Below are 12320 nucleotides of genomic sequence, written 5' to 3'. Positions count from 1 at the left end.
TCGGCAGAACGCTAAGCTCTTCAACACTAAAGGCTATTTGGAGAGAGTCGGTTCGGGTGGAGTGCGATGATGGAGATCAGGGCATGAAACATCGCGCCTTTTCCAGACGGGTTGCGGTGCCGATGGTCCTGTTGGCGTACGGTCCCGGAGCACTTTCGTCGGATTGGCATGTCCATCGCCGCCCGCCCGACAACGGCTAACGCTGGAACATGGGATGATGCGAAGCCCTTGCACCACAGATGCGTACCGCAAACCAGGCGAGACTTCCGTGGCACGGCCATGCACACGTCGGTCCGCGATCGGCCTGCTTGGTTTGGCCCCTGCGCTCCTGAGCCAACACTCCCAGGCGCAACCAGCGGCCGTCCCTCAGTGGATGCGGCATGCTTGGCCGCGCACCGACTTCAGTCGGATGGCCGTCGCCGCGTCCGAGATCTTTTCTGGCGGTCCACCGCGCGATGGCATTCCGGCCATCGACGATCCGCGTTTCGAGCCGGCAGCCGACGCCGGCCTCGCACCGACCGAGCCGGTGATCGCGCTGGAGATCGGCAGTGATGCGCGTGCTTATCCGCTGCGAACTCTCCTGTGGCACGAAATCGTCAACGACACGGTGGGAGGCGTGCCGGTCGTCGTGACCTATTGTCCGCTGTGCAACTCATCGTTGGTGTTCGACCGTCGGACCGTGCGCGGCGTTCTGGACTTCGGCGTCAGTGGCCTGCTGCGGCACTCAGACATGATCATGTACGATCGCCAGACCGAGAGTTGGTGGCAACAGTTTGCCGGCGAGGCAATCGCAGGCGAAATGACCGGATTGAAGTTGCGTGCGTTGCCGGTACGTGTGGAATCACGTGCGCGCTTCGTTGCCCGGTTCCCGACGGGGCGCGTTCTCGTGGAAGACCCGGCGCTCGGCAAGCCGTACGGCCGCAACCCCTATGCCGGCTACGACACCGAACACTGGCCGTTTCTCTTCTATGGCGACTATGTCGGCCCGGTGCCGGCCTTGGCCCGCGTGGTGTCGGTCGGAAACGACGCTTGGCCCCTGGAACTGCTGCGTAACAGGGGCCGCATCGAACACGCCGACTTGGTGCTTACATGGGTCGCCGGGCAGAGTTCGCCCCTGGATACAGCGGATACCAGCGAGGGGCGCGACATCGGCAATGTCGTCGTGCAGCGGTATGAGGCCCGCGGCTTTGTCGATGTCGTACACGATCTGAGCTTCGCCTTCGCCTTCAAGGCTCTGCGACCCGATGGACGAATTCATTCCGAGTAGCGGCGTCTCGTGGCAACGATCGACGGCCTTCTTCGCACAAGTGGGCGCATTTCTTGCTGACCCGCCGGAATCCAAGTTCAAGTATCCAGGAAGCTGAACTTCGGGCGATCCATGACGTCGTGAGTGCTGTACTGGGAGAATCCCCGTCGCCTCAGCGAAGCCGCCCTCAGGGCGGCGCAGTCGAATCTCTCGACGGCGCTGCGCTCCGCTCAGTACGAAAGGACTTCTGTCTTCGGCTGTGCGGGCAGGCCGCTACTCTGCCGTCTTCTCGACCACGCCGATATAGGGCAGGCCTCGAAAGCGGTGGGCCCAGTCGAGACCGTAGCCGACCAGGAATTCGTCGCCCGCCTCGAAGCCCACGAAGTCGGCCTCCAGATCGATGCGCCGCTTGGCCGGCTTGTCGAGCAGAGTGCAGATAGAGACGCGACGGGCGCCGCGTTCCTCCAACAGCTTCTTGGCGAAGCTGAGCGTCAGGCCCGACTCGAGGATGTCGTCGACCAGCAGCACGTCGCGGTCCCGCACGTCGTCGACGATGTCGCGCACGACGCGGACGTTGCCGCTCGTCTCGGTGCCGCTGCCGTAGCTCGACAGGGTGAGGAAATCCATCGACCAGTCGGCGCCGGCACGGCTCAGCGCGCGGATCAGGTCGGCGGCGAAGACAAAGCTGCCTTTCAGGACCGAAACGACCAGCGTGTCGGATGCGAGCTTCTCCGAGAGATCGGTAGCCATCTCCTCGACGCGCGCGGCGATCTCGGCGGCGGAGAAGCGGATCGAAACGACCGGACGGTCGGAGGTGGTGCGGTCGGGCAACGTGAACTCTCGTCAGTGGGCGCTAGTCGACGGTTGGCACGATGTTGGTCGCACCCGAGGGGGGCTCGTCAAGCGGCAGGCTGAAGCTCCGTCGCGCGCCGGGGGCGATCGGCCCCTCGACCAGCGGCATCGCGCGCTCGGCCAGGACCTGCTCACCAGCGCGGAAGACCAGCTTCAGGCTGCGGGTCGAGCCGGGCGCCGTGCCGGTATTGATCAACTCGCCCAGGACGACATAACGCCCGTCGATGAGATCGATCTTGGTGGTCGACATGTCGATTCCGAGATGCGCGCGCGCGACCCGAGACGGATTGGCCGTCGGGTTCGCAACGTCGAGATGGAGCATCGCGCGCCAGGAGGCGGGCAGCCGTGCCTTGATCTGGTCGCGATAGGCATAGCCCGCGCCCCCCAGCAGCACGACCAGAACGATCGCATAGGCGATCCAGGTGCCCCAGTTCCTCCTCTTGGCCGCAGCGGGCGTGGTCAGGGCGGGCAGGCCGGCGCCGGGAGTCGAGGGCCGGATCACGATATCGGGCGCGGTGACGGCCGGCGCGGGCGGTGCTTCCGACGGGGATTCGCCAACCGGCGGCGCATCGGGCTTCTGGAACCAGCGATGGCTACAGCGGACGCACTGGACAGTGCGACCTGTCGGGCCGATCGCCAAGGGGTCGACGGCGTATCGCGCGCCGCAATTGGAACAGGTAAGCTGCATGATGAGCGGGGTATGCCCCACCAGATGTCCTTTGCGCGGCGACACTAGGCCACTACAAGTTGGCATACAAGCAACACCTCGCTCGCGAATACTTTTGAGATGATTGGCCTCCGGCTGCGCTCGTTCTTCTTCAATGTCGGCTGGTATGTCGGCACCACGATTCTCGCCATCGCCGGTTCGCCGATCCTGCTGATGCCGCGGCGCTTCGTGGTCGCCTGGTCGCTGGTGTGGATCGACTTCTGCCTGTGGTGGCTGCGGATCACCTGCCGGCTGACGCATCGCGTCGGCGGGCTGGAGAACATGCCGACGGGCCCGGTCATCTTCGCCTGCAAGCACCAGTCCTCATGGGAGACGCTGGCTTTCTCGCGCCTGTTTCCCGGCGCCGCCACCGTGATGAAGCGCGAGTTGGTCCTGATCCCGATCGTCGGCTGGGCGATGGCGCGGGCCGGTAACATCGCCGTCGAGCGCGGCGACGGCGCCAAGGCGCTGCGCGGGCTGGTGAAGCAGGCCAAGGCGACGCTGCAAGAGGGGCGGTCGATCCTGATCTTCCCCGAGGGCACGCGCGTCGCCGTCGGGGACGAGAAGTCCTACCAGGTGGGCACGGCGGCGCTCTACCGACAGCTCGGCGTACCCGTCGTCCCGGTCGCGCTGAACTCCGGCCTGTTCTGGGGGCGCCGCAAGTTCATCAAATGGCCGGGCGTCATCGACGTGGAGATCCTGCCGGCGATCCCGCCGGGTCTGGGCCGCGACGTGTTCATGGCCACCCTGCGCGAGCGCATCGAGGGGGCAACGAACCGGCTCGTTGCTGCAGCCCGCAGGCGCGAACAAAGATAGAACGATCTGTTGATATCGACGGGCCTTGGGCCTAGGTTTTCGAGATGGAATGGGCTCCCGTCTCCCAGCGGATCTGGGACATGAAATACCGCTTCAAGAGCGCACCGGGTGGCAGCGTGGCCGCGACTCCGGACGCCGACCTCGACGCGACCTGGTGGCGTGTCGCCCGGGCGCTTGCGGCGCCGGAGCGCGATCCGGAGCTCTGGGCGGGCCGTTTCCACGAGGCTCTGTCGGGCTTCAAGTTCCTGCCGGCCGGGCGGGTGATGGCGGGCGCCGGCACCGGGCGGACGGTCACGCTCTTCAACTGTTTCGTGATGGGCACGATCCCCGACGACATGTCGGGCATCTTCGAGAACCTGCGCGAGGCGGCCCTCACCATGCAGCAGGGCGGCGGCATCGGGCACGATTTCTCGAGCCTTCGCCCGCAGGGCGCTCCCGTGGTGGGCGTCGGCGCCGACGCGTCGGGCCCCTTGTCGTTCATGGATGTGTGGGACTCGATGTGCCGCACCATCATGAGCGCGGGCTCGCGGCGCGGTGCCATGATGGCGACCCTGCGCTGCGACCATCCCGACATCGAGGCCTTCATCGACGCCAAGCGCGACCCGAAGCGGCTGCGCATGTTCAACGTCTCGGTGCTGGTCACCGATGCCTTCATGAAGGCGGTCGAGGCGGAGGCCGACTGGCCGCTGGTGTTCGGCGGCAGGACCTTCAGGACGGTGAAGGCCAAAGCGCTGTGGGAGCGTATCATGCGCGCCACCTACGACGTGGCCGAGCCCGGCGTCATCTTCATCGACCGCGTGAACCGGCGCAACAACCTGCGCTACTGCGAGACCATCCAGGCAACGAACCCCTGTGGCGAGCAGCCACTTCCTCCGTACGGCGCTTGCCTGCTGGGATCGATCAATCTCGCGGCGCTGGTGAAGGCGCCGTTCACGCCGGAGGCCGCTCTCGACGCCGAGGTGCTGGAGCGGCTGGTGCCGCTCGCCGTGCGCATGCTCGACAATGTGATCGACGTCTCGCGCTTTCCGCTGCCGCAGCAGGAGAAGGAGGCCAAGGCCAAACGGCGCATCGGTCTTGGCGTGACCGGCCTCGCCGACGCGCTGATCTTCTGCGGCGTGCGCTACGGCTCGCCCGAGGCGGTGCGGCTGACTCGCGAGTGGCTGGGAGCCGTGCAGCGTCTCTCCTACATGGCGTCGGCTGACATTGCCGCCGAGAAGGGCAGTTTCCCGCTCTACGAGCGCGGCAAGTATCTGGCGGGTGAGACGATCAAGGCCTTGCCCGAGGAGGCCCGGACGGCGATCGGCCGCTACGGCATCCGCAACGCGCTGCTGAACTCGATCGCGCCCACCGGCACCATCTCGCTGCTGGCCGACAACGTCTCCTCCGGCATCGAGCCGGTGTTCGCCTTCAGCTACGTACGTCATGTCCTGCAGCCGGACGGATCCAAGCGCGAGGAGAGTGTTGACGACTACGCGTTCCGGGTCTGGCGCGAGATGAGGGGCAACGAGGCGCCGCCGTCCGACGTCTTCGTCGATGCCCAGACGCTCACGCCCGCCGATCATCTGGCGATGCAGGCTGCGGCGCAGGACTATGTCGACAGTTCCATCTCCAAGACCATCAACCTGCCCCGCGACATCTCCTTCGACGCCTTCAAGGGCGTCTACGAGGAAGCCTATGCGCAGAACTGCAAGGGCTGCACGACCTACCGTCCCAACGACGTGACCGGTGCGGTGCTGGAGGTGAAGCCGGCGGAAGCCGAGAAGCCGGTCGCGGCGGTGGCACCGCGCGACAGCGACGTCGTCTACCTCGCCCCGCCGCTCGATCGGCCGGAGGAACTTCCCGGCCGGACCTACAAGATCAAATGGCCGGGCAGCGACCATGCCATCTACATCACCGTCAACGACGTGATGCAGGACGGGCGACGTCGCCCCTTCGAGATCTTCATCAACTCGAAGAACATGGAGCATTATGCCTGGACGGTGGCGCTCACGCGGATGATCTCGGCGGTGTTCCGCCGCGGCGGCGACGTCTCTTTCGTCGTCGAGGAGCTCAAGGCCGTGTTCGATCCGCGCGGCGGCCAGTGGATGGGCGGCCGCTACGTGCCGTCGCTGCTGGCAGCGATCGGCGGTGTGATCGAGCGCCACCTGGTCGAGATCGGCTTTCTGGCACCCACCGAATCACCCCGGTTGATCGACGCGATCGAGGAGCGCATGCGCCTCGCCACGGGTGGCGCTGGTGGCTCCCCGGAACCCGCGGCCGGCGGCGGGTCAGCCACCTCGATGGGACAGTGCCCGCAGTGTGGCGCCGCAGCCCTCACCCACCAGGAGGGCTGCGACGTGTGCCTGAACTGCGGCTACTCGCGCTGCGGCTAGCGCCAGATGAAGGTCTGCATCGTTGGCGCGGGCGCGATCGGCGGCTTGATCGGGGCGCGGCTCGCCGCACATACGGGGGCCGACGTGAGCGCTCTGGCGCGCGGCGAGACGCTCGAGGCGTTGAACGCGAACGGCTGGCGGCTCAGGCAGGGCGACAAGCTCGTCACGGGCAAGGCTCGCGCGTCGTCGGCCGCGCGGGACCTCGGCGCGCAGGATCTCGTGGTCATTGCCGTCAAGGCACCAGCCCTGGCGACGATCGCGGCACAGATCGGCCCTCTGCTCAGGCCGGATACGATCGTGCTGCCCGCCATGAACGGCGTGCCCTGGTGGTTCTCGCAAGGGCTCGAGGGCTTGGACGCACAGCCGCTGGAGAGCGTCGATCCCGGCGGCGCCCTCTCGAGGGCGATCCCGCTGTACCACGTGATCGGCTGTGTCGTGCATCTCAGCGCGGCCACTACCGAGCCCGGCTGCGTCCAGCATCGCAGCGGAATGGGCCTGATCATCGGGGAGCCGGACGGCTCCGCCTCGCAGCGCCTCGGGCGCGTGGAAGCGTTGCTGGCGACGGCCGGCTTCGAAGTCACCTCGTCGCCCGCGATCCGTCACGACATCTGGTACAAGCTCTGGGGCAACATGACGATGAACCCGGTGTCGGCGATCACGGGCGCCACCGGCGATCGCGTGCTCGACGATCCGCTGGTGCGCGGCTTCTGTTCCGCCGCGATGTTGGAAGCCTCGGCCATCGGCGCCCGGATCGGATGCGTCATCGACCAAGACCCGGAAGCCCGCCACACCGTCACCCGCGAGCTCGGCGCCTTCAAGACGTCCATGCTGGTCGACGCCGAGCGGGGCAGGCCGATCGAACTCGACGCCATCGTGACGGTCGTACACGAACTCGGCAGGCGCACCGGCGTGCCCACGCCGAACATCGATGCCCTGCTCGGGCTCACGCGTCTTTTCGCGCGAACCCGAGGCTTGCTGGCGAACTGATCACCCCAGTTCGAGTTCGATCCCCGCCGACTTGCTGACGCCGGCCCACAGGGCGGCGAACTCGCCGACGAAGACCGTGTATTCGGCCGGGGTCATCGGCTTGTCGCCGGGCAGCAGCACCACTTCCTTGAAGCGCTCCACCACCTCGGGCGCCTTGTAGGCCTTCTGCAATTCGTCATAGAGCCTTGCGACGATGTCCGGCGACATGCCCTTGGGACCTGAAATGCCGACCCAGGTCGAGGTGGTGAGCTTGGGGAAGCCCTGCTCGGCGAAGGTTGGCGCGTTCGGATACATGTCGAGCCGCTTGCCCGAGCTGACCGCCAGCAGGCGGACCTTGCCGGTGTTGATGTGCGGCACGTTGGTTGTGATCGGGTCGAACATCGAGGGAATCGTGCCCGCCAGCATGTCCTGCAGCGACGGCGCAGAGCCGCGGTAGGGGACGTGCTTCAGTTTGACGCCGGCGAGGCTTCCGAGCAGCTCGCCCATCAGGTGGGTGTTCGAGCCGATCCCCGAGCTGCCGAAGGCGATTTCGCCGGGTTTGGCCTTGGCGGCGGCGATGTAGTCGGCCAGCGTCTTGTAGGGCGAATCGCCCGGCACGATCAGGACGTTGGGCGTGTGGCCGATCAGGGTCACATGGGTGAAGTCGGTGATCACATTGTACGGCAGCTTGGGGTAGATGCCCGGTGCGATGCCGAGCGGCGAGGCGTGCGACATCACGAGCGTGTAGCCGTCCGGCGCGGCCTTGGCGGCCAGGTCCGAGCCGATCGTGCCGCCGGCCCCGGGCCGGTTCTCGACGACCACCTGGGTGCCGAGAGCGACCGAAAGCTTGGGCGCCAGGATGCGGGAAATCGTGTCGGCGGTGCCGCCGGGCGGGAAGGTGGCGATCAGCTTGATCGGCTGCTTGGTCGGCCAGCCGGGGCTCGCCTTGACGGTGGGCGCGGCCAGCGAAGAGCCCAGGGTGGCGGCCGATGCGGCCAGGACGGTACGGCGGGTCAGTTTCATGAAGCGCTCCGGTTTCCTCTCGCGCCAATGGCTGGCGTGTTGTGCCCGGGCCTTGCAATCGATATGCCAGCGCATATCCGCCCTTGATTTGCCGCATGAGAGTCCGCAAATCCGGGCCGACCAAGGAGATGTCTATATGATGCGGCGGCTGGTTCTGGCGGCGGTTCTCGTGGGATGCGGTGCGGCGACTTCCGTGGCGCCGGCCGCCATGGCGCAGGGGCTTCCGAACTCGCGCAGCGAGCTCGCCTATTCCTTCGCCCCGCTGGTCAAGCGCGTCTCCCCGGCTGTGGTCAACATCTACACGACCACCACCGCGCGGGTGCAGCGCCGTCTCCCGTTCCCATTTCCCGGCATGCCCCAGCAGGGCGGCGAGCGGGTGCAGAACTCGCTGGGTTCCGGGGTACTGGTGGGCGCGGACGGGCTGATCGTCACCAACGCTCATGTTGTGAAGGGCGCCGACGAGATCCGTGTCGTGCTGGCCGACCGCCGCGAGTTCGAGGCCAAGCTCATCACCCAGGACGAACGCTACGACCTGGCCCTGCTGCGCATCGAGGGCTCCGACGAGAAGTTCCCGTTCCTCGAGCTGCGCGATTCCGATTCGATCGAAGTGGGCGACATGGTGCTGGCGATCGGCAATCCGTTCGGCCTGAACCAGACCGTGACCAGCGGCATCGTGTCGGCGGTGGCTCGCAGCGCCGGCGGCATCAACGATTCGAACTTCTTCCTGCAGACCGACGCGGCCATCAATCCGGGCAATTCGGGCGGCGCGCTGGTTGCGCTCGACGGCCGGCTGATCGGTATCAATACGGCGATCTACTCTCAGAGCGGCGGTTCGGTGGGAATCGGCTTCGCCACGCCCTCCAACATCGTCGAGCGCATGATCTCGACCGGTACGACGGGCGGCCGCATCGTGCGGCCATGGCTGGGCGTCAGCATGCAGCGCGTAACTCCCGACCTCGCCGCGGGATTCGGCCTGTCGCGGCCGGCGGGCCTGGTCGTGAAGGACGTCTTCGTCGGCGGTCCGGGCGCGGCCGCCGGCCTGAAGCGCAACGACGTGATCGTCGGCATTCGCGAGCAGTCGATCGATGACGAGGCGGCGCTGCGGTTCAGGCTGTCGACGCTCAATGTCGGTACCGTCGTGCCGGTCAAGGTCATGCGCGGCGGCAAGGAAGTGGTCGTGGACATGAAGCTCGCGGCGCCGCCCGAGGACCCGCCGCGCGACCTGTCGCTGCTCGAGGGCCGGCAACCCCTGTCGGGCGCCTCGGTCGTCAACATGTCGCCGGCGGTCGCCGAGGAGATGGGCCTGGCCGAATGGCGTCCCGGCATCATCATCGTCGAAGTGAAGCCCGGCGCCTATGCCGGTCGCTTCGTGCGGCCCGGCGACATGATCCTGGGGGTCAACGGCCAGGAGGTGAAGAACGTCGCCGAGCTCAAGAAGCGCGTCGCCAGCGGCATCAACAGCATCAGCGTCGGCCGGGACGGCGTGGTGTTTCCCGTCCAGTTCCGCTGAATCCCTGAAAGCGTCGGGCCGTGCCGGCTGAACTCTTCGCCTCGCTCGCCCCGACGCCGCTCGCCGAACGGCTGCGCCCCAAGGCGCTGGGCGAGATCCTGGGCCAGGATCACCTGCTCGGCCCTGAAGGGCCCCTCGGCCGGATGCTCGAGGCGCGCAAGCTCGGCTCCCTGATCCTCTGGGGCCCGCCGGGCTGCGGCAAGACCACCATCGCCCGGCTGCTCGCCGAGGCCGTGGATCTCCATTTCGAGCCGCTGTCGGCAGTGTTCTCCGGCGTGGCCGACCTGCGCCGCGTGTTCGAGGCGGCCCGCCAGCGCCGCAAGGACGGCAAGGGCACCCTGCTTTTCGTCGACGAGATCCATCGCTTCAACCGTGCCCAGCAGGATGGCTTCCTGCCCTATGTCGAGGACGGCACGGTCACGCTGATCGGTGCCACCACCGAGAATCCGTCCTTCGAACTGAACGCCGCGCTCCTGTCACGTTGTCAGGTGCTGGTCCTGCGCCGCCTCGACGACGCGGCGCTGTCGACGCTGCTGGCGAGGGTCGAGGAGGCGATCGGCCGTAAGCTGCCGGTCGACGAGACGGGCCGGCAGGCGCTGTTCGCCATGGCCGACGGCGACGGCCGTTACATGATCGGCCTCGCCGAACAGCTCGCGCAGCTGAAGGACAAGGGGCCGGTGCCGCCGGCGCGGCTGGCGACGCTCCTGCAGAAGCGGGCACCGCTCTACGACAAGGCCCAGGAGGCGCACTACAACCTGATCAGCGCGCTGCACAAGTCGCTGCGCGGGTCCGACGTCGATGCCGCGCTCTACTGGTTCGCGCGCATGCTCGAAGGCGGCGAGGACCCGAAATACATCGCCCGCCGCCTGGTGCGCTTCGCCGTCGAGGATATAGGCATGGCCGATCCGCAGGCGCTGACCCAGACCCTGGCGGCGTGGGAGACGTACGAGCGGCTGGGCTCCCCCGAAGGCGAGCTGGCGATCGCGCAGGCGGTGATCTATCTAGGCACCGCGCCGAAATCGAACGCCGCCTATGTCGCCTTCGGTGCCGCCAAGCGCGCCGCCAAGACACACGGTTCGTTGACGCCGCCGATGCACATCCTGAATGCGCCGACCAAGCTCATGAAGGAGATCGGCTACGGCAAGGGCTACGAGTACGATCACAATGCCGCCGACGGTTTCTCCGGCCAGAACTATTTTCCCGACGGCATGGCGCGCGAGGAGTTCTATCAGCCCGTCGAGCGCGGCTTCGAGCGCGAGATCGTGAAGCGGCTCGAGTACTGGAAGAAGCTCAGGGACAAGAAACGTTGAGCCTCAGGGCTTGGCCATCGCCCGCACGACCCTGCGGTCGCGGCCGTAGACGTCGTCGCGGAAGGTGGGCACGCCGTCGGGATTGGCGCTGACGGTCCGGTAGGTCACGTAGAGCGTGATCGGCTCGGGGAAGGCGTAGTGGGCCTGCTGGCCGTCCCTGATCACCTGCAGGACCCGTTCCTTGCTGAAGCCGTTCTTGCCGTTGAAGACCTTTTCGACGAAGTCGAGCGGGTTCTGCAAGCGAATGCAGCCATGGCTGAAGTTGCGGCTGCCCTCGGTGAACAGCCAGCGGCTCGCCGTGTCGTGCATGTAGATCCCGTACTTGTTGTTGAACGGGAAGAAGATGTAGCCCAGCGCGTTCGATGCCCCCGAATCCTGCCGGATGCGATACGGGAATGCCTTGGGATGGATGGAGCTCCAGTCGATCGTGTTGGGATCGAGCTCCTCGTCGTGGCTCCAGCTCGCGAAGATCTTGAAGCCGTTGCCGGCGAGGGCGTTGGGGTCACGCCGCAGCATCGGAAGATACTCCTCGCCGGCGATCGACGGCGGTACGGTCCAGTAGGGGTTGGTCTGGAAGCCGCGCATGGTCGACTGAATCTCGGGCGTCGGGTCTTTCGGCGTGCCGACGATGACCTGGCTCTGGAAGGCGACCTTGCCCTCGTTCACGAACATCATCGAATAGTCGCCGGTGTTCACGTAGACGAAGCGGCTGCCGAGATCTTCCGGCAGCCAGCGCCGGCGCTCGAGATTGGCGACGATCTGCTGGATGCGCTCGTCGATCGTGGTGTTGAGCGAGCGCACTGTCTTGGCGCCGATCACGCCATCGACGGTCAGGCCCTTCATCTCCTGGTACGACTTGACCACGCCAACCAGGGGCTCGTCGTAGAGGTCGGCGACGGCGCCGGCCGCCGGCACCGTGAAGTCGAGTTCGGCCAGGCGCGTTCGCAGGATGGGCACGCGGGCGTCGATCATGCCGGGCTTCAACGCGCTGCCGTCGGGCATCGCGGTGTAGGTCGTCCTGGTCTTCTTTTCGCGCCAGGCCGCCAGCGCCTTCTGCAGCGCCGGATAGTCGCCCTTCGGCGGCAGTGCGGCGAGATAGGCCGCGAAATCGGGCGCGTCGGCGGCGGCCTGCAGCAGCTCGGCCCTGTCGGCCTTGCGCTGGATGATGTCGATGTCCTTGTCGACCCGGTTGGCCCGCACACGGCCGGTCGAGACGTCGCTGGCATAGGCCACGAAGGCGGCCGACAACATGGCTTCGGCAGCGCCCGGATCGGCGCCCGGCGCCATCGCCCTCTCGACGTCGGAGATGTTGTACCAGGCGGGCTCCAGCCCGTGATCTCCGGCGCTGCGCAGTGCCTTCAGCAGGGCCTCGGCACGTGCCGTCGCGGGGCCGGATCCGGTCCACAGGACGCCCGAAGCGTAGGAGGACGATGCTCCCGAAAAGAAAAGCGCGAACGCCAGGAAAGCGGCGACAAAATGCGATCGATTCACAGTTCAAGTATAATGAGAATAGGCCGAT

At 66.8% G+C, this 12320-nt stretch carries 10 protein-coding genes; 6 read left to right on the top strand and 4 right to left on the bottom strand.

Features of this window, described 5'->3' with window-relative positions; translation table 11 throughout:
* Positions 1–409: 409 nt before the first annotated feature.
* Positions 410–1267 carry a DUF3179 domain-containing protein gene (locus Q7V45_RS01040; protein WP_304845533.1) on the top strand — a complete coding sequence of 286 codons (858 nt, stop codon included), beginning with the start codon at positions 410–412 and terminating at the stop codon, positions 1265–1267.
* Positions 1268–1519: 252 nt separating this feature from the next.
* Here the strand turns inward: Q7V45_RS01040 and hpt are convergent, their stop codons facing one another.
* Together hpt and Q7V45_RS01030 are read right to left on the bottom strand one after the other, a co-directional pair.
* On the bottom strand, positions 1520–2077 hold the full coding sequence (gene hpt, locus Q7V45_RS01035) for a hypoxanthine phosphoribosyltransferase (RefSeq protein ID WP_304845530.1): 558 nt from the start codon (positions 2075–2077) through the stop codon (positions 1520–1522).
* Positions 2078–2099: 22 nt separating this feature from the next.
* Positions 2100–2807 (bottom strand): zinc-ribbon domain-containing protein, encoded by a 708-nt coding sequence (locus tag Q7V45_RS01030; RefSeq protein WP_304845528.1) that lies wholly within the window; start codon positions 2805–2807, stop codon positions 2100–2102.
* Between the two features lie 78 nt (positions 2808–2885).
* Between Q7V45_RS01030 and Q7V45_RS01025 the strand changes: the two genes are divergently transcribed.
* The 3 genes from Q7V45_RS01025 to Q7V45_RS01015 all read left to right on the top strand — a co-directional run bounded on the left by Q7V45_RS01025 (position 2886) and on the right by Q7V45_RS01015 (position 6979).
* Positions 2886–3620, top strand: coding sequence for a 1-acyl-sn-glycerol-3-phosphate acyltransferase (locus Q7V45_RS01025; protein WP_304845526.1), 735 nt, complete (start codon positions 2886–2888; stop codon positions 3618–3620).
* 80 nt (positions 3621–3700) lie between these two features.
* The gene (locus Q7V45_RS01020; RefSeq protein ID WP_304845521.1) at positions 3701–5992 is read left to right on the top strand and encodes an adenosylcobalamin-dependent ribonucleoside-diphosphate reductase; all 2292 of its coding nucleotides are present in this window, start codon (positions 3701–3703) and stop codon (positions 5990–5992) included.
* A 6-nt stretch (positions 5993–5998) separates the two neighbouring features.
* Positions 5999–6979: a 2-dehydropantoate 2-reductase gene (locus Q7V45_RS01015; RefSeq protein ID WP_304845518.1), complete on the top strand. Its 981-nt coding sequence runs from the start codon at positions 5999–6001 to the stop codon at positions 6977–6979.
* Here Q7V45_RS01015 and Q7V45_RS01010 read toward each other — a convergent pair whose 3' ends face one another.
* Complete coding sequence (locus tag Q7V45_RS01010; protein WP_304845515.1) at positions 6980–7981, bottom strand: tripartite tricarboxylate transporter substrate binding protein; 1002 nt, start codon at positions 7979–7981, stop codon at positions 6980–6982.
* A 136-nt stretch (positions 7982–8117) separates the two neighbouring features.
* Between Q7V45_RS01010 and Q7V45_RS01005 the strand changes: the two genes are divergently transcribed.
* The gene (locus Q7V45_RS01005; protein ID WP_304845512.1) at positions 8118–9491 is read left to right on the top strand and encodes a Do family serine endopeptidase; all 1374 of its coding nucleotides are present in this window, start codon (positions 8118–8120) and stop codon (positions 9489–9491) included.
* A gap of 20 nt (positions 9492–9511) precedes the next feature.
* A complete protein-coding gene (locus Q7V45_RS01000; protein ID WP_304845509.1) occupies positions 9512–10801 on the top strand; it encodes a replication-associated recombination protein A in 1290 nt (429 codons plus the stop codon).
* Between the two features lie 3 nt (positions 10802–10804).
* On the opposite strand, the gene Q7V45_RS00995 is transcribed toward Q7V45_RS01000, so the two are convergent.
* Entirely contained in the window at positions 10805–12292 is a 1488-nt protein-coding gene (locus Q7V45_RS00995) for a murein L,D-transpeptidase (protein WP_304845506.1), read from the bottom strand.
* Positions 12293–12320 lie beyond the last annotated feature (28 nt).

Source organism: Reyranella sp., assembly GCF_030651995.1.
In the GTDB taxonomy this organism is placed as follows: domain Bacteria; phylum Pseudomonadota; class Alphaproteobacteria; order Reyranellales; family Reyranellaceae; genus Reyranella.
The sequence above is the reverse complement of the archived record's forward strand: the minus strand, read 5'-3'. Positions and strand labels throughout refer to the sequence as shown.

Bases quoted from the DNA above. Each gene is read 5' to 3' on its own strand.
- Q7V45_RS01040 (WP_304845533.1), top strand. From the start codon at position 410: ATGGCCGTCGCCGCGTCCGAGATCTTTTCTGGCGGTCCACCGCGCGAT.
- Q7V45_RS01025 (WP_304845526.1), top strand. From the start codon at position 2,886: ATGATTGGCCTCCGGCTGCGCTCGTTCTTCTTCAATGTCGGCTGGTAT.
- Q7V45_RS01020 (WP_304845521.1), top strand. From the start codon at position 3,701: ATGAAATACCGCTTCAAGAGCGCACCGGGTGGCAGCGTGGCCGCGACT.
- Q7V45_RS01015 (WP_304845518.1), top strand. From the start codon at position 5,999: ATGAAGGTCTGCATCGTTGGCGCGGGCGCGATCGGCGGCTTGATCGGG.
- Q7V45_RS01010 (WP_304845515.1), bottom strand. From the start codon at position 7,981: ATGAAACTGACCCGCCGTACCGTCCTGGCCGCATCGGCCGCCACCCTG.
- Q7V45_RS01005 (WP_304845512.1), top strand. From the start codon at position 8,118: ATGATGCGGCGGCTGGTTCTGGCGGCGGTTCTCGTGGGATGCGGTGCG.